Origin of the sequence: Ancylomarina longa, assembly GCF_003996985.1 — a bacterium.
GTDB classification, from domain to species: domain Bacteria; phylum Bacteroidota; class Bacteroidia; order Bacteroidales; family Marinifilaceae; genus Ancylomarina_A; species Ancylomarina_A longa.
In genome coordinates, this window is sequence record NZ_RJJX01000006.1 from 73,354 (window position 1) to 89,234 (window position 15,881).

A 15,881-nucleotide genomic window follows, 5' to 3' on the forward strand; every position below is an offset into this window, starting at 1 on the left:
AAACTGAAGAAAGCTATAATCAATCCATAGGATTCTCTATTTAGGATTTTAAGCATATCTTTGCCATCAAAATATAAAATTGTGTAATTACGACACGATTTTTTTTCAATAATAATTTCACGCAGCTGTTTGAAGCCATGTGAGAACGAAAACATTACACAATGAACCAAGAACAAAAAGAATTTGAACTTACTATTATTGTTCCTGTTTATGATGAGGAAGATAATTTAGAGCGGGTTAAAAAGGAATTTCTCTCCTATTTTAAAAGTTCCAAATACCAATCAAAAGTTCTTTTCGTGAACGATGGCTCATCCGACGGAAGTCAGAAAATGATTGAAAAAATCTGTTCCGAATCCGATTTATTTTCTTTTATAGAACTGGATAGAAATCATGGATTGAGTGCTGCTATTAAAGCAGGATTTGACCATACCACCACTCCATTTGTAGGATATATCGACTCTGATTTGCAAACCACTCCTATGGATTTTGAATTGCTGATGGAGCATCGTAATGAGTATGCCTTGGTTACCGGAGTCCGCCAAAATCGCAAGGATAGTTTTGTAAAAAATATTAGCTCTAAAATAGCCAATGGCTTTCGCAGATATATGACCAAAGATACTGCCGAAGATACAGGTTGCCCTCTAAAAGTAATGCGTACCGATTATGCCAAAAAGATGCCGTTCTTTACAGGAATGCACCGATTTATCCCGGCTTTAATGATGCTTCAGGATGGTGCTATCAAACAAATACCGGTTCGTCATTTCCCACGCATTGCAGGCGAAGCAAAATACCATTTATTCAATAGGCTAGTTGGTCCGTTTAAGGATTGTTTTGCCTATCGATGGATGAAAAAACGCTATATCAACTATGATATTAAAAAGCAGGGTTGATGAAGGACATTTATATATATGCAATTGGATTTGTAGCACAAGGACTATTCTCTGCCCGATTAATTGTGCAGTGGATTAAATCGGAAAAAGCCGGAGAAGTATTATCTCCTGTCTTGTTTTGGCAGCTTAGTATTCTGGCCTCGTGGATGCTTTTTATCTACGGTCTGTTGCGCAACGACTTCGCAATTATCCTCGGACAAGTGATCGCCTATTCCATTTACATTCGCAATCTTCAGATTCAGAATCAATGGAAAAAGCTGCCTTTATTCTCCAGAATTATTGCCTTGACCACACCGCTAATTGCTTTTGTAATCATGATACAAAATTGGGATGTGCATTATCAGAAGCTATTGCAAAATGAGGACATTCCGACCATGCTCCTACTATGGGGAGTTGCCGGACAAATTACTTTCACCTTCCGTTTTGTGTACCAATGGATTTATTCCGAGCGAAAGAAAGAATCCTCCTTGCCCTTGGGATTTTGGTTGATTAGTATTCTGGGATCGGCAATGATAATATCCTATGCCATCTATAGGGTTGATCCTGTTTTATTTATCGGACAAGGTTTTGGTATATTGGTGTACTCCCGCAATATTGTCCTAATCCGCAAGCAGAAATATAAAATAAACTCCTAACCAAATATCTGTAATTATGAAGCTGGAAACTCTTTTTGAGAACAAATCCTATCTCCACCTTTTACTATTATTTATCCTTTGCTATTTCGCTTTTTTTATCTTCAGCGATACCTTTTTTGTGAATATCATGGAGGCGAGGAACTTTGTTACTGCCCGCGAAATGATTGCAAAAGGAAACTGGTTGGTACCAAGTATGAATGGCGAATTACGATTGGCCAAACCACCTTTGCCAACCTGGATAACTGCTTTGTTTGGAATGTATTTTGGGATAGAGAACCTAAGCTTACTACGTTTTCCTGCCGGGGTAATGGGGATATTAATGGTTGTCTTTATGTATCGCTTCACTTTGAGCCTGAATGGCAAACGAAGTGCTGCTTTCATCAATAGTCTGGTTCTTTTATCCAGTTTTTATGTGCTGTATATGAGCAGAACCGGAACCTGGGATATTTATTGCCACAGCTTTATGCTTGGCGCAATTTGGCTGCTGTTTGAAGGATGGAAGACCGAAAATAAGAACTGGAATTATTTTATCGGTGCAGGAGTACTACTCGGATTATCCTTTTTGAGTAAAGGTCCGGTTGCCTTCTTTGCCTTATTCCTGCCCTTTTTAATAGCTTACTGCTGGGTGTATGGCGGTAAAGTGATTCTGAGAAAATGGCAGCCATTTGTATTGGCTCTGTTTATTTTTGCCTTGATTAGCTTTTGGTGGCCTGTATATATTGCCGTGGCGCATGCTCAGGAAGCTGCAGCCATTGCTAAACTGGAATCTGGCTCGTGGATTAACCGCCATGTTCGTCCCTTCTATTACTACTGGAATTTCCCCATTCAATCGGGTATCTGGACTTTAGTGATCGCCTCTGGCTTATTGGTTCCCTACGCACTAAAACGATTCGAATCGAAAAAAGAATATAAGTTCGCTTTAATCTGGACACTATCTGCAGTGGTATTATTATCCTTGTTTCCAGAGAAAAAAGACAGGTATCTGTTACCAGTGATGTTACCTTCGGCTATCCTTGCCGGACAAGTATTGCAGCATTTAATTAAAGTATTTCAGAACAAAACTGCCGACAAATGGGATCGTTTGGTTTGGGGAGTTAACTTCTGGTTGATTGCCATCGTTACCCTAGCTCTCCCAATCGCTGTGTATATGCTCTTTTATCAGAAAGGAGATATGCCTTTGGCTCAGTTTATCGTATTTTCCGTATTCTGCGAAGCTCTGTTTGTGTACTTGCTCTCCTGTTGGAAAAAGAAATCGGTACGTGGATTTATTTTAAGCATGGTAGCTCTAATGGCTTTGGCAGAGATCTTTATTATTCCCAACACAAAGGGAATCGTGAATCGTAATCCTGATTTTAAAAATATCCGCGAGGTAAGAAATATTACTGCCATTCAGGATTTGAATTACTACAGTATCGGGAAAGAAGGTTTTAGAATTGAGCTGGTTTGGGAAGTAGGAAAGGAAGTAAAAGCCTGGAATTTCGATGGCTCTAATAATATTCCTGAACACAAAGCTTTTGTGGTTTTTTCCAGTACTCCACCCGAAAGTGTTATTCCCAAAGAAATACAGGCAAGAGTGAACATTGAAACCCTGGAGTTTTACGATTATAATCGTTACAGCAAAGGAAGACACCGCAATAAACCGCATTTTCAAAAATATGTATCGGTGATCACACCAATGCCAGACTTATAAAATCTAATCCGTAGATTAGAGGATAAAATATTAGGAACGGGTTGTAAGCTCAGTTGAAGATTGCTTAATGATAATAAGACTTAGCCTTCAGCACAAGGTTCCAGACAAAAAAAAGCATAAGATGACTACAATATTAGTAACAGGATGCGCCGGTTTTATCGGCTCTCACCTAAGCGAAAAATTATTAGAACTCAACTATCAGGTTGTGGGTGTAGATAACTTCGATCCCTTTTACCCTGCGGCAATCAAGAAAGAAAATATGGCTGGTTTTATCCAGCATCCAAACTTCCATTTTCATGAGCTGGATTTGCGCGAGAGTGGCAGCCTGGACTATCTGAATGAATCGGTTGACCTGATTGTACACCTCGCTGGAAAAGCAGGCGTTCGCCCTTCCATAGAAGATCCGCAGGCTTATATCGACAGCAATATCACCGCTACACGCAATATTCTCGATTTTATGAGAACCCGGAAGATTCAGAAGCTTGCCTTTGCCTCCTCCTCATCGGTTTATGGAAACTGCCAGGAAGTGCCATTCACCGAAACGATGAATGTGGATAAAGCCATTTCGCCTTATGCCTTCACCAAAAAATCCTGCGAAGTATTGAATCACACCTATCATCATTTGTATGATTTGGATATCATTAATATGAGATTCTTTACTGTTTTTGGTCCGCGCCAGCGCCCCGATTTGGCTATTCGTAAATTTGTGCGATTGATTTCGAACCAGGAAACAATTCCTATGTTTGGAGATGGAAGTACCGCCCGCGATTATACTTATGTGGACGATACCGTAGATGGCATCGTTAAATGTTGCAACTATCTGTTTGATCACGAAAGTGTGTTCGACACCATTAACCTGGGAAATTCTTATCCAATATTGTTGAGTACCATGATTGAAACCATTGGTAAAACACTTGGAATAAGCCCCAAAATAGAACAACTACCAATGCAGCCCGGCGACGTAGATCAGACTTTTGCAGATATCAGTAAAGCAAAAAACCTTATTGGCTATAATCCTAAAACTTCTTTCGAAACAGGAATTCAAAATTTCGTAAATTGGTTTCATCAAAATCAAGAGAAGTAAAATAAAACCTGACTTAAGCAGAATCCCGCTCGAACACGAATTATTAAGGATGCTGCTCTGCCACCTAAGTTCAGACTAAAATGAGCAAAAAAAACATTGTAATCCTATTTGTAATTTTCTGCTACATCTTCCTTTTTCAAGGATCACGAGGCATTTATGAATCTACCGAAGGGCGATATGCCGATGTGGCCTACACCATGCTAACAACGGGTGACTGGATCCACCCAAAACTTCATCCCGAACAGGCACACTGGACCAAACCACCCGTTTATTACTGGGCTACTGCTGCCAGCCTGAAAGTATTTGGCAAAAACACTTTTGCTGTGCGCTTTCCCAATGCATTGGCTTACTTACTCACTATATTACTGGTTGGTTTCTTAGGGAGAATCTTTACCCCGAAACATCCGTGGTTATCTGCGCTGATATTTGCAAGCTGCTTACTGCCCATCGCAGCCTCCAACGCTATCTCCACCGATGGTGTGCTTACTTTATTCGAAACAGCAGCCATGGCCTGCTTTATCGTACTCTATTTTAAAGATACAAGCCAGAGAAATCGATTTTTATGGTCGATGGCCGGAAGTGCTTTTCTGGGATTGGCTTTCTTAACCAAAGGTCCGCCTGCCCTACTTCCCCTCCTGGGATTTCTGGTTTTTCTGATCGTTAACAAGGAAGCACGCAGTAAATTTCGCTGGTCGAATTTCGGATTCGGATTCATACTCTTTCTTGTTGTTGGTGGCACCTGGTTCTTTTATGTGATTAACGAAACGCCCCATCTCCTGCACTATTTTTTGAAAGATGAAGTGGTGAATCGTGTAGCAACTGCTGAGCACAAACGAAATGCCGGTTTACTTGGCGGATTTATCGTGTACATCCCAACTTTATTACTGGGAACACTTCCCTGGAGTAAATCTATCTTTACAGGGATTTATAAAACTGCGAGAGAAAGCTTTTTTCATGCCCGTGGAAAGGCTGCCTTCCCGGATGCCAGAGATTTTTTTCTGCTTTGCTGGATTCTATTTCCTTTACTGATATTTTTTGTGGCAGACTCCCGTCTTCCCCTTTACATTCAACCGCTATTTATTCCGCTTGCGCTAATTGGTGCGCGTAATGTACCGGTGGAGATATTCGAAAAGAAAAGAACAATGGTGCTGCTTGCCTCTCTGGCTATTGTAATGATTTTACTACGGGCAGGAATGGGATTTGTGAACCTGGATCAGGATAGCCGCGTACTTGCCCACCGACTGGATAAAATCACACCCAGGGATTATACCGAAGTGGTATTTGTGGATACCAAGCCTCACTATGGCTTATCTATTTTTTTAGATGTCCCCATTAAACGGGTCGATTTTAGAGGCCATTACGCAACTTTTGAGCCATTAGAAACTCTCGATGAAGAATTACAAACTACAGGGCAGAAAAGAATCTGGATGCTTCCCAAAGACTGCGACAAGGATTTTACCGCCTACCTTAAAGCAAAGAATATACCTGTTAAAAGATTAAGCTGGGTAAAGGGTCGAAAAACCTTTGGAGTATATCGTATTGAATAAAGTAGGCCTGGTGTATTATAACCTTATAAACAACTTCTCAATGCCCTATCTTTCACAAGTTCGCAATTTGAACCAGACCTCGATGATAGACCGACAGGTTTTAAAAACCTGTCAGGTCTTTTGTTGATAACAAATTTTATAATTGTTTCTTCTTCTCTATTCATATAATTTTATTACGCTCATAGCAAATTACTCCATTCTTAAAGCAAAACATATGCAAGCCTTAGATATTCTTGAATCTGGCAGCTATTACCACATCTACAATCGTGGAATAAATAGCTGCGATCTGTTTATTGAAGAAGATAACTACGCTTATTTTTTGAATTTGTATGAGAAATATATCGACCCAATTGCAGATACATACGCATGGGTTTTGATGCCCAATCACTTTCACGTACTGCTTAGATTAAAGGATGTAGAAGAAATAGACTCGACAGAACTAAAGGCAACGCACCAATATTTTTCTAATTTATTCAATGCCTACACTAAGGCATTTAACAAACGTAACAATCGCCATGGTGCTCTCTTCGAACGCCCTTTTAAAAGAAAATTAATTGAAAACGATACCTACCTAAATCGTGTTTTACTATACATTCACAACAACCCGGTTCATCATGACTTTTGTTCTCATGCAATTGAATACGGATGGTCTAGCTACTTGAGTTGCCTGAGTAACAGGCCAACCAAACTAAAACGAAAAGAGGTGATCGAATGGTTCAATGATGAAGCAAACTTTAAATACATGCATCAGCATGCAATGGCAAGTAAGCAGATGGAAGAATGGTTGGGATTGGAATAGAAAAGACCTGACTGATTTTCAAGGATTGGGTAGGATAAAAAGACCTGACTGGTTTTAAAAACCTCGTCAGGTCTGGTGTTTTTATTCCGCGGCTGGAATTTCTTCCTTTTTACTACCGGATCTCATGGCAAGTATCCTATTATACTCCTCCTCTAACTGATCGCTTTCTTTTATAATATCAGCATAATCCGGTTTATTACTTATCACCTGATAAGCCTTAATAACTTCAACTAAATTACCATAAGAAACCATTATCTGTTTGCGCAGATCGGCAAGCTTTATAGTGGGTGCATGAGCCTCTTCTTTTAACCGATCTAAATATCGTGTGCTAAAAAGTGTGTTTGCTTCCACAATTTCGTTCACCCAATCGGTGAGGTTTAAAACGCTAAGCGCACTGCTTAATTCAGGATCTCCCAACCATTTTCGAACAATATTTTCCAGCACACTTGTCTCGGCCTGGTAGTTCAAACGAACAATACCGGAATCATAATTATTACGCGAATCCAGAAGTAGTTTTGCTGCATTGCGAATAGGTGCTTCGTAATGATAGCAATTAGCTTTAATTGCCTGTTCTACACCAGAAAATGCATTGTCGCGACGCGAATCAAGCTCCTGTAATTCTTGCGAAATACGATTTCCCAAATTGGGATTAAATACAGCAGTAATTTCTGCGAATAAACCGCCCAATTCATCGGTCTTACTTTTCAATTTTAGTGCTTCGGTATCCCTGGCCAACAGGAGGCTGAGAAATGTTTTAATGAATTGAATAAATTCGCTGTTGCGAAGTTCTCTTAAACGATTTGATGAGTACATAAATATTAGTTTTAAAAATTAACAAATATGAAATTACAAATTTTTAAGTTTATCACAAATATTTTACAGTACTTTTTATCTAAATTATATTACTTAACCTTGCAAAAGGACTGGTACGAGCTTGCAACAGCATTTTCCCTAATACGGGAAGTCCATTACGAGCTCGCAACAGCATTTCCCTGCCCCGGGGATGGCCAATACGAGCTCGCGACAAGCTTTCCCCACCGTGGGGATTTGCCCATGCAACTTGCAGCAAGAAATCCCCTACCCGGGAATTTGCCCATGCAGCTTACGGCAAGCTTTCCCCATACCGGGTAAGCTTCCCTACAGGCTGCATCTTGATTTCAACGATTACAAGAGGGTAAAATAAAAGACCTGACGGATTTTGAAAAACTGTCAGGTCTGATGTGATATTTTAAGCTTCGAAAGTTGTAGTGGCTGCAAGTGCTTCGGTGTGGACTGGATTTTCGAAAAACTCAATACCTGACTGGTTACGAAGGATTAGATAAAAGACCTGACAGGTTTCGAAAACCTGTCAGGTCTGATATGATATTTTAAGCTTCGGGAGTTGTAGCGGCTGCAAGTGCTTCGGTGTGGACTGGATTTTCGAAAAACTCAATACCTGACTGGGTGCTGAAGATTGGGTAAAATAAAAAGACCTGACAGGTTTCAAAAACCTGTCAGGTCTGATGTGATATTTTAAGCTTCGAAAGTTGTAGAGGCTGCAAGTGCTTCGGTGTGGACTGGATTTTCGAAAAACTCAATACCTGACTGGGTGCTGAAGATTGGGTAAAATAAAAAGACCTGACAGGTTTTTAAAACCTGTCAGGTCTGGAACGATATTTTAAACTTCGGTAGTTGTAGCGGATGCAAGTGCTTCGGTGTGGACTGGATTTTCGAAAAGCTCAATACCTGACTGGGTGCTGAAGATTGCGTAGAATAAAAAGACCTGACAGGTTTTAAAAACCTGTCAGGTCTGATGTGATATTTTAAGCTTCGACAGTTGTAGCGGCTGCAAGTGCTTCAGTGTGGATTGGCTTTTCGAAAAGCTCCCGAATAAGCGACTGCATTAATTGTTCGGCATTTGCCTTGCTGGCGATCACTGCCTTTTCCAACTCATCGCATAAAGCCATCAAACTGTTGACCTTTTCGACTATAACACCTTGTTCAGTGAGAGACGGAAACGGAATTTTGAATTTTGATATATTACCCATACTTAAATTTGGTCTTGCATTATCAACCTGTTTGTCATACATATAACTAATACAAACAGGACTATTGAAAAAGTGCAAAAAGTATTGGTAATTGACTTTGGGTATCAATCGAATAATAGTTACAGCTTGATTAATATTAGCAACTTCGTCTAAGTTATAAATTGCTGTTCGACCAATAGAACCACCAACAATATTCATAAGAATATCATCTCTCTTTAAAAGAGATCGAGGTTCAATCTCGTTAAATTTTGGTTCTACAAATTTCTTTTTCTCAAGTAGAAGCTTATAATTACCAACATTTTCACTGGTAATAAAGAGTATACCATTCTCCTCTTCTACATATTCGACTCCTTGCCACTTCGGAGAGGAGCCTTTAGTTATAATTCGTGTTAAATTAGCCAACCTACACCATTCCCAACCCTCAGGAAGTTCATAAGGAATCTCATCGGCAGTAATGGCAGGCAGAGGCTTTTCCTTTTTGATTTTTTTATCAGCGATAAGCTGAGTTTTTTCTTTTTGGATTTGTTTTAGTACGGCTTTGGCGGAATGAGATCCTGAAACAAGTTCAGGATGACGTGCGCGCCAATTGGCGGTGAGCTTGCCTTGTACGGCTAGCTGTAGGATTGTTTCGCGTAGCTTTTTGATGTTGCTCTGCTCGTTCATGAAAGCAGAGAAATGTTTTTGCAGGTATGCCCATTCTTTTGGGGTATCGCCTGTGCTTAGCTCACGCAGTGCTGAGGTGATGAAATCTTCCTTAAGCTTAACACGCTCTACCGTTAGCTTCTCCAATGCTTCTACTTCCTTAAACAGGGTATTGACGGTCTCTACTATGGCTTTTTGCTCGGTTAGAGGGGGGACTGGAATTACAATCGATTCCCATTTTCCTTTATTAATAATTGGTGTTGCAGAACCAGATGATTTTAAAATTACATTTTTTTGAAAATATTTAGACTGTCCAATTATCTTCACATATTGCACAGGAGCGATTATTGAAGTAATAGTATTAATTTGTTGATTGCAGCTAATATCAATATCATTAATATTACACTTACCAATACTCCCTCCAATACAAACCATTAGCAAGGAATCTTTTAAAATCAATCTCCCTTTTTGCAATCCCAACTCAGACAACCCTACAGCAGGATATTCAATCCAATCATTTAAGATATTTGCTGGACCAAGAAATGGAATAAAATCACCGAAGTTTTCAGCCTTACTTTTTGATGGAGTGTTTCCTGTTTGAGTAACCCCTATATCTCTTAACCTACACCACTCCCATTCTTCAGGCAAATCAAAAGGAATCTCATCGGCAGTAATGGCAGGCAAAGGCTTTTCCTTCTTTATCTTTTTGTCTTTTATGAGCTGTTCCTTTTCGGCTTTAATGCTTGTGAGTAGGGCTTTGGCAGAATGAGATCCTGAAACAAGTTCAGGATGACGATCACGAAAAGCTCTTGTTAATTTGCCTTGTACGGCGAGTTGCAGTATCAAGCCCTTTAGCTCCTTAGCATTCTTTGGGTAGATGCTCAGTTCTTTAAAATGTTCGAGTAATTGCATGCTACTTTAGGGCTTCGGTTAATACGTTGATAATGGCATTTTGCACAGAGCTGATCTTCTCTTCGCTGGCTCGGAATTGCTGCAATAGCACTTCAGGACTAGCCAAATTATCAGCTTCCTGATGTGGGTTTTTCACATCCAGATTATAGCCACGCCTGGCAATCTCTTCAGCCGATACTTTCCAGGCATATTGGTTTTCTTCCCGTTTGTTCCACCAGGCTTTTTCCAAATCGAACTCCTTAATGTTGATGGGTTTGCCTTTGTTGTAGCTCTTTACTCCATTGGGATAAGGATGCTCGAAATACCAGATATCTTTGGTTGGTGTACCCTTCTCGAAAAACAGCAGGTTGGTTTTAATACCTGTGTAGGGGTTGAACACGCCATTGGGCAAGCGAACAATGGTATGCAGCTTGCATTTGGCCATCAGCTCCTCTTTGATACGGGTTTTTACGCCTTCGCCAAACAAAGTGCCATCGGGCAATACCACGGCAGCCCGTCCGGTATCTTTCAAAAGCTTGATGATTAAAGCCAAAAACAGATCTGCCGTTTCCTTGGTACGGAATTTTGCCGGGAAATTGGTTTCGGTTCCATCTTCCTCTACTCCTCCAAAAGGTGGATTGGTGAGGATCACATCTACCTTATCCTTTTTGCTCCAATCGCTGTAGGGTTTTGCCAGATAATTGCCTCGCTGCACAGCCGGTAAATCGAAACCGTGCAACATCAGGTTGGTGGTACACAACAAATGTGGCAAAGGCTTTTTCTCTATCCCCCGAATGGTGGCTTGCATGCTGCGTTCCTGAGCAGCATCTTGCACCAGTTTTTTCTTGTGATCGATGCTGCAGGTTAAAAATCCCCCTGTGCCACAGGCCGGATCTAAAACGGTATCGGTGAGTTGTGGGTTGATGATATCGACCATAAACTGAGTTACTGCACGTGGGGTGTAGTACTCTCCCGAAGATCCTGCCGATTGCAGTTCCTTTAATATGGTTTCGTAAATATCATTGAACAGATGACGGTCATCGCTATTGAAATCAATCTGGTTAATCACATTAATTACCTGACGAAAGAGCGTACCGTTTTTCATGTAATTATAGGTATTCTCGAATACCGAACGAATAATTTTTGCCTGCGGATTCAAGCTCAAATCAATTTCCTTTAGAGTAGGAAATAGTTGGGTATCTACAAAGGTCATTAGGGCATCTCCTGTTAATCCTTCGTCGTCGGCAGCCCAGGTCTCCCATTTGTATGCTTCGGGAATAGGACTTTCAAATCCCTCAATGGTGATATCCCACTCCTCCTCCTTATCGGAAAATATTTTTAGAAAGAGCATCCATACCATTTGCGAAATGCGCTGTGCATCTCCATCTACCCCCTGCGTCTTTACGCATAATATCGCGTATGCTCTTTATGTTGCCTGTTATGTTGCTCATGTAATTAGTTATTGGTCAATGGTCATTAAATAGTGCTATATCCCTTAAGGGGATTTACTTGTTTAAAAGACCTGACAGTTTTAAAAACCTGTCAGGTCTGCAAATTTAATATTTATATCTACCTAATGATAGACTTTTAAGCAATGGAATAAATCTGTTCCTGTAATTCTTTAACAGCCTCTTCGTAGTCGTTCTTCTTGCCAAAAGCTTTCACCAATTTCACCGGAGAACCTATCTGTGTAAAAGCTTGTAGTTTCAATACCGAAGGATTCTCAATGGATGCGATGCCTTCGTTCTCGTATTTCTCCAAAAGAGTGTCGAGCACCTGCTTCGCTATTTCATCGTATTTGGCAAAGTAGTTTCGCTTGCGAACCTTATTGGCTCTGTCATGCCGGGTTAGCGATGGTTTATCGAAGGCAATATGGCAAATCAGGTCGAAATCATCCATATCTTTGCCTACTTCCTCGCGCAAAGCCTCCAAGAGGATGCCATGTTCGGCCAGTTCCTTCACCAGCTCCTCCTTTTTATCGGCCGTGCTCCACTTACTTAAAAAATCGTCGAGGGAGGCAAACTCCTTTTTGATATTCTGCCTGGTATAGTCTTTCAGCGATTCGGTAATCAGTTTGCCATCGGCGCCATAATAGTGCACCCTTTCATTGGCAACGGTCACCTTCACCTTATTTACGTAGTATTTTTTGGGGCGATCCTCCTCTTCATCGTCAACATTGATATCAGGTGGTGTAAAAACATCATCCCCTTCTCTTGGTGGTGTTTCAATCACATCATCATCTTCGTCAGGAGGTGTCACAGGCTCATTGGGTTCTGGTTCGTAAATCACAACCGGTTCGCCATCAAAATCGGGATCGGCAAACAGGTTGGTCGCTCTTCTAAAATCCATTATCGAAAAATAAAGCTTTCCTTCGGCTTCGCGGATGCGAGTACCACGGCCAATAATCTGTTTGAACTCCGTCATCGAGCCAATATTGGCTTCCAGAACAATCAGCTTTACCATTTTGGTATCGATCCCCGTGGTCAGCATTTTCGATGTGGTAGCGATTACCGGAAATTGTTCCTCTACATCGGTAAAATTATCGAGTTCGCGTTTTCCCACTTCATCATCACCCGTAATCTTCACTGCATACAAAGGATGTTTGGCTACCAGATCGGCATTTTCGTTGATCAAAGCCTGTCGCATGCGGTTGGCATGGTCAATATCCACACAGAAAACAATGGTTTTGGCAAATCGGTCGGTGGCTTTCAGATATTCAGTAATCTTACGTGCTACCAAGTTGGTGCGTTCATCAATCACCAGTTTCCGATCGTAATCGCGCAGGTTGTAGATGCGATCTTCAATCTCGTTACCATATTTATCGCACAAGCCTTTGGTGGGTCTCCACTCCTCATCTATGCTGGTGTTAATTTTAATCACTTTATAGGGTGCCAGGAATCCATCTTCAATACCTTGTTTCAACGAATAGGTGTAAACCGGCTCACCAAAGTAACTGATATTGGAAATATCACGTGTTTCCTTGGGGGTTGCCGTCATACCAATTTGTGTGGCCGACGAAAAATAATCCAGTACCTCACGCCATGCCGATGCCTCGGAAGCACTGCCGCGGTGGCACTCGTCGATAATTACCAAGTCGAAGAAATCCCTGCTGAACTCCTTATAGGCATTCTTTGTTTCTTCGTTGCTGGTCAATCCCTGGTAGAGGGCGTAATAGATCTGGTAGGATTTATCAATCTTCCGGTTCTTAATGATATGCATGATATCGTTACCAAAAGGAGCAAAATCGCCATTCTTTGTTTGAGTTAGCAGGGCATTTCTATCAGCCAAAAAAAGGATTCTCTTCTTAACTCCCGCCTTCCACAAGCGCCACACAATATTAAAAGCGGTATAGGTTTTTCCCGTACCTGTAGCCATTACCAAAAGGATTCTGTTCTGTCCTTTGGCTATTGCCTCTACGCTACGGTTGATAGCATTCGCCTGATAGTAGCGAGGACTCATCCCGTTGGTATCCACATGGTAATCTTGTTCCACTATTTTAACGGCCTGGGCTTCTTGAATCTCTTCTTTTTTCAGATAGCGTTTCCATAGCTCTTCCGGAGAAGGAAACTCATCTAAGGCAATCTCTCTCTCTATTTGTCCTTCGCTGATTGTTTTGTCGTGAAAGATAAAACCATCCCCATTGGAGCAGAACACAAAGGGAATTTGAAGGATCTCGGCATACTCCAGAGCCTGCTGCATTCCCGCGCCTATGCTGTGTTTATTATCTTTCGCCTCGATAATGGCAATTGGAATATCAGGTTTAAAGTAAAGAATGTAATCTGCTCTCTTTCTTCTTCCACGAGTATGCATTCTTCCTTGAACAATAATGCGACCATCGGTAAAAGATTTTTCTTCGCGTACTTGCTTTTTCATATCCCAGCCCGCTTTTATAATGGCAGGATTGATAAACTTGGTACATATATCTCTTTCGGACAGGTCTTTTTTATTCATGCTTTTAAGAGTTAGTCTTTGTATTTCGGGTTTGTAAAATGACAAAACCAAAATTAACAAAATAATTAAAAACCCTTGATGTTCTGACACTCAAATTTCAGTAAGCCTCATTGATCTAAACTCTATTTAAACATTATCACGATTATGCCTTCCTTTTAACTCTCTTCTCCAACAAGTTTGCAACTTGTGATAAATGGAGGAAGGAGACCTGACTGGTTTTCAAGGATTGGATTGGATAAAAAGACCTGACAGGTTTTGAAAACCTGTCAGGTCTGGTATATCTATTACCTGACGGTAAAATGGAGTACTCGCAAAGTCTGTATTAATGCTAGTTCAGCATGTATTTTGCCTGCTCTGCCACCATCTCCGGAGTAATATCTACCATACATTTCTGGTATATTTTCTGGCTGCATTTTCCGGATCCATCTTTGCTACAAGGGCGGCATTTCATGTCCATTTCCATGGTTTTAATATGTGCTCCGGTGGTAAATCCAAATGCAGTTGGTCCCATCAGGGAGATGCCTTTTACATTAAATTTATCGGCAGCATGCAGAAAGCCGGTATCCCCAGATATCACCAAAGCAGATTTTAAAACCAGATAGCAGGATTCCAACAGATTGGTTTTTCCACTCAGATTCAGCACTCTTTCGGGTGCCATCTGCTCCAATTCTTTGCAGAATACATCGTCGGGTCCGGCCAAAATCATAAAATTATAATCGGGCATTTGCTGAATTAGCTTCTGCCAGTGCGAAACAGGCCATCGCTTCATTAGCCAGGCAGCCGATGGTACTAAGGTAATTAGCTTATTGGTTTCCCCTTTGATCTTCGCGAAGACTTCCTGTTCCATTTTGGTAATTAGCTGCTCGGGAAAATGCCAATCTGTATTCTCTTTGGAATAATCGCTAATTCCCCATTTTTCCAATGGCTTTCGATAGGATAACATTCCCCGGAATGGCATGGGAAACCGATCGATTCTAAACCGAAAAAGCAATATCCGTTTGAAACGATCCTTACTACGCAGACTCAATTGCGGACCAATGCCAAACCATCGCTTCCATCGGGGAGTTAAAATTGTTTTTAGCACGATAGAACGGATATTACTATGTGCATCGTACACAAAGTCGAATTGTTCCTGTTTTAGCTGTCTGGCTTGTTTTAACAGTCCCTTAAAGCCATCCTTACGGTCGAATCCCCAAACCTTATATATTCTTTGATCCATGGCCAAAAAAGAAGACATATCCTTGCGGGCAATCCAATGAATTTCGGCATCGGGATAATGGTTTAGGATACCATCAACAGCGGTCATACATTGAATTATATCTCCTATGGAACTAAAGCGAATGATCAGGAATTTTTTTGGCATCGTAGTAAAAAGTGTGGATTTAAAATTGATAGCACAAATGTATAAAAAGCTTTGCTTACAAAATACAAAACCCCGGAACAGAGTTCCGGGGTTAGACTTATATGTTATTTAATAACTAGCTATCTGCCAATACGGAGATTACATTATTCTTGCATTCTACAACGCCTCCGTTGATTTCAAAAAAAATGGTTTCCCCGGCTATTTCTTTTACTTTAATCTTGCCTTTCTCAAGACTTGATACAATAGCCGCGTGTTTGTTGAGTATCTCAAAGGAGCCATTCTTACCAGGAAGTTGTATCAATTCAACCTCTCCGGAATACAAACTCTTTTCGGGTGTTACAATTTCCAAATGCATAAAATGA

The 15,881-nt window shown here is 40.8% G+C and carries 13 protein-coding genes; 7 read left to right on the forward strand and 6 right to left on the reverse strand.

The genetic code is table 11. The features are described from left to right. Positions 1 to 161: 161 nt before the first annotated feature. The 6 genes from DLK05_RS06355 (at position 162) to DLK05_RS06380 (ending at position 6,645) form a co-directional block, all read left to right on the forward strand. Positions 162 to 890 carry a glycosyltransferase gene (locus DLK05_RS06355; RefSeq protein ID WP_127343172.1) on the forward strand — a complete coding sequence of 243 codons (729 nt, stop codon included), beginning with the start codon at positions 162 to 164 and terminating at the stop codon, positions 888 to 890. Beyond that, the gene (locus DLK05_RS06360) at positions 890 to 1,525 is read left to right on the forward strand and encodes a lipid-A-disaccharide synthase N-terminal domain-containing protein (protein ID WP_127343173.1); all 636 of its coding nucleotides are present in this window, start codon (positions 890 to 892) and stop codon (positions 1,523 to 1,525) included. The genes DLK05_RS06355 and DLK05_RS06360 overlap by 1 nt, the downstream gene beginning before the upstream one ends. Positions 1,526 to 1,541: 16 nt before the next feature. After that, the gene (locus DLK05_RS06365; RefSeq protein WP_127343174.1) at positions 1,542 to 3,215 is read left to right on the forward strand and encodes an ArnT family glycosyltransferase; all 1,674 of its coding nucleotides are present in this window, start codon (positions 1,542 to 1,544) and stop codon (positions 3,213 to 3,215) included. 121 nt (positions 3,216 to 3,336) lie between these two features. Beyond that, entirely contained in the window at positions 3,337 to 4,299 is a 963-nt protein-coding gene (locus tag DLK05_RS06370) for a GDP-mannose 4,6-dehydratase (protein WP_127343175.1), read from the forward strand. An 80-nt stretch (positions 4,300 to 4,379) separates the two neighbouring features. Beyond that, positions 4,380 to 5,846, forward strand: coding sequence for a phospholipid carrier-dependent glycosyltransferase (locus DLK05_RS06375; protein ID WP_127343176.1), 1,467 nt, complete (start codon positions 4,380 to 4,382; stop codon positions 5,844 to 5,846). 214 nt (positions 5,847 to 6,060) lie between these two features. Continuing rightward, on the forward strand, positions 6,061 to 6,645 hold the full coding sequence (locus tag DLK05_RS06380) for a transposase (protein ID WP_127343177.1): 585 nt from the start codon (positions 6,061 to 6,063) through the stop codon (positions 6,643 to 6,645). Between the two features lie 81 nt (positions 6,646 to 6,726). Here the strand turns inward: DLK05_RS06380 and DLK05_RS06385 are convergent, their stop codons facing one another. After that, positions 6,727 to 7,458, reverse strand: a complete 732-nt coding sequence (locus DLK05_RS06385) for a DUF6261 family protein (protein WP_127343178.1) — start codon at positions 7,456 to 7,458, stop codon at positions 6,727 to 6,729. Positions 7,459 to 7,485: 27 nt separating this feature from the next. On the opposite strand from DLK05_RS06385, the gene DLK05_RS06390 reads away from it, so the two are divergent. Further along, the gene (locus tag DLK05_RS06390; RefSeq protein WP_127343179.1) at positions 7,486 to 7,776 is read left to right on the forward strand and encodes a hypothetical protein; all 291 of its coding nucleotides are present in this window, start codon (positions 7,486 to 7,488) and stop codon (positions 7,774 to 7,776) included. Between the two features lie 671 nt (positions 7,777 to 8,447). Here the strand turns inward: DLK05_RS06390 and DLK05_RS06395 are convergent. From DLK05_RS06395 to atpC, 5 genes are all read right to left on the reverse strand, one after another. Further along, positions 8,448 to 10,226, reverse strand: a complete 1,779-nt coding sequence (locus DLK05_RS06395) for a restriction endonuclease subunit S (RefSeq protein WP_127343180.1) — start codon at positions 10,224 to 10,226, stop codon at positions 8,448 to 8,450. Between the two features lies 1 nt (position 10,227). Then, on the reverse strand, positions 10,228 to 11,619 hold the full coding sequence (locus tag DLK05_RS06400; protein ID WP_317126938.1) for a class I SAM-dependent DNA methyltransferase: 1,392 nt from the start codon (positions 11,617 to 11,619) through the stop codon (positions 10,228 to 10,230). A 173-nt stretch (positions 11,620 to 11,792) separates the two neighbouring features. Continuing rightward, positions 11,793 to 14,156 (reverse strand): EcoAI/FtnUII family type I restriction enzme subunit R, encoded by a 2,364-nt coding sequence (gene hsdR, locus DLK05_RS06405; RefSeq protein ID WP_127343181.1) that lies wholly within the window; start codon positions 14,154 to 14,156, stop codon positions 11,793 to 11,795. A 328-nt stretch (positions 14,157 to 14,484) separates the two neighbouring features. Beyond that, on the reverse strand, positions 14,485 to 15,519 hold the full coding sequence (locus DLK05_RS06410) for a glycosyltransferase family 9 protein (RefSeq protein WP_127343182.1): 1,035 nt from the start codon (positions 15,517 to 15,519) through the stop codon (positions 14,485 to 14,487). A gap of 115 nt (positions 15,520 to 15,634) precedes the next feature. After that, a complete protein-coding gene (atpC, locus tag DLK05_RS06415; protein ID WP_127343183.1) occupies positions 15,635 to 15,874 on the reverse strand; it encodes an ATP synthase F1 subunit epsilon in 240 nt (79 codons plus the stop codon). Positions 15,875 to 15,881: the final 7 nt, after the last annotated feature.

What these genes read in the sequence shown, in the direction of transcription:
- hsdR (WP_127343181.1), bottom strand. Translation starts at nt 14,156, where the DNA reads ATGAATAAAAAAGACCTGTCCGAAAGAGATATATGTACCAAGTTTATC.
- atpC (WP_127343183.1), bottom strand. Translation starts at nt 15,874, where the DNA reads ATGCATTTGGAAATTGTAACACCCGAAAAGAGTTTGTATTCCGGAGAG.
- DLK05_RS06410 (WP_127343182.1), bottom strand. Translation starts at nt 15,519, where the DNA reads ATGCCAAAAAAATTCCTGATCATTCGCTTTAGTTCCATAGGAGATATA.
- DLK05_RS06355 (WP_127343172.1), top strand. Translation starts at nt 162, where the DNA reads ATGAACCAAGAACAAAAAGAATTTGAACTTACTATTATTGTTCCTGTT.
- DLK05_RS06390 (WP_127343179.1), top strand. Translation starts at nt 7,486, where the DNA reads ATGAAATTACAAATTTTTAAGTTTATCACAAATATTTTACAGTACTTT.
- DLK05_RS06365 (WP_127343174.1), top strand. Translation starts at nt 1,542, where the DNA reads ATGAAGCTGGAAACTCTTTTTGAGAACAAATCCTATCTCCACCTTTTA.
- DLK05_RS06375 (WP_127343176.1), top strand. Translation starts at nt 4,380, where the DNA reads ATGAGCAAAAAAAACATTGTAATCCTATTTGTAATTTTCTGCTACATC.
- DLK05_RS06360 (WP_127343173.1), top strand. Translation starts at nt 890, where the DNA reads ATGAAGGACATTTATATATATGCAATTGGATTTGTAGCACAAGGACTA.
- DLK05_RS06385 (WP_127343178.1), bottom strand. Translation starts at nt 7,458, where the DNA reads ATGTACTCATCAAATCGTTTAAGAGAACTTCGCAACAGCGAATTTATT.
- DLK05_RS06370 (WP_127343175.1), top strand. Translation starts at nt 3,337, where the DNA reads ATGACTACAATATTAGTAACAGGATGCGCCGGTTTTATCGGCTCTCAC.
- DLK05_RS06395 (WP_127343180.1), bottom strand. Translation starts at nt 10,226, where the DNA reads ATGCAATTACTCGAACATTTTAAAGAACTGAGCATCTACCCAAAGAAT.
- DLK05_RS06380 (WP_127343177.1), top strand. Translation starts at nt 6,061, where the DNA reads ATGCAAGCCTTAGATATTCTTGAATCTGGCAGCTATTACCACATCTAC.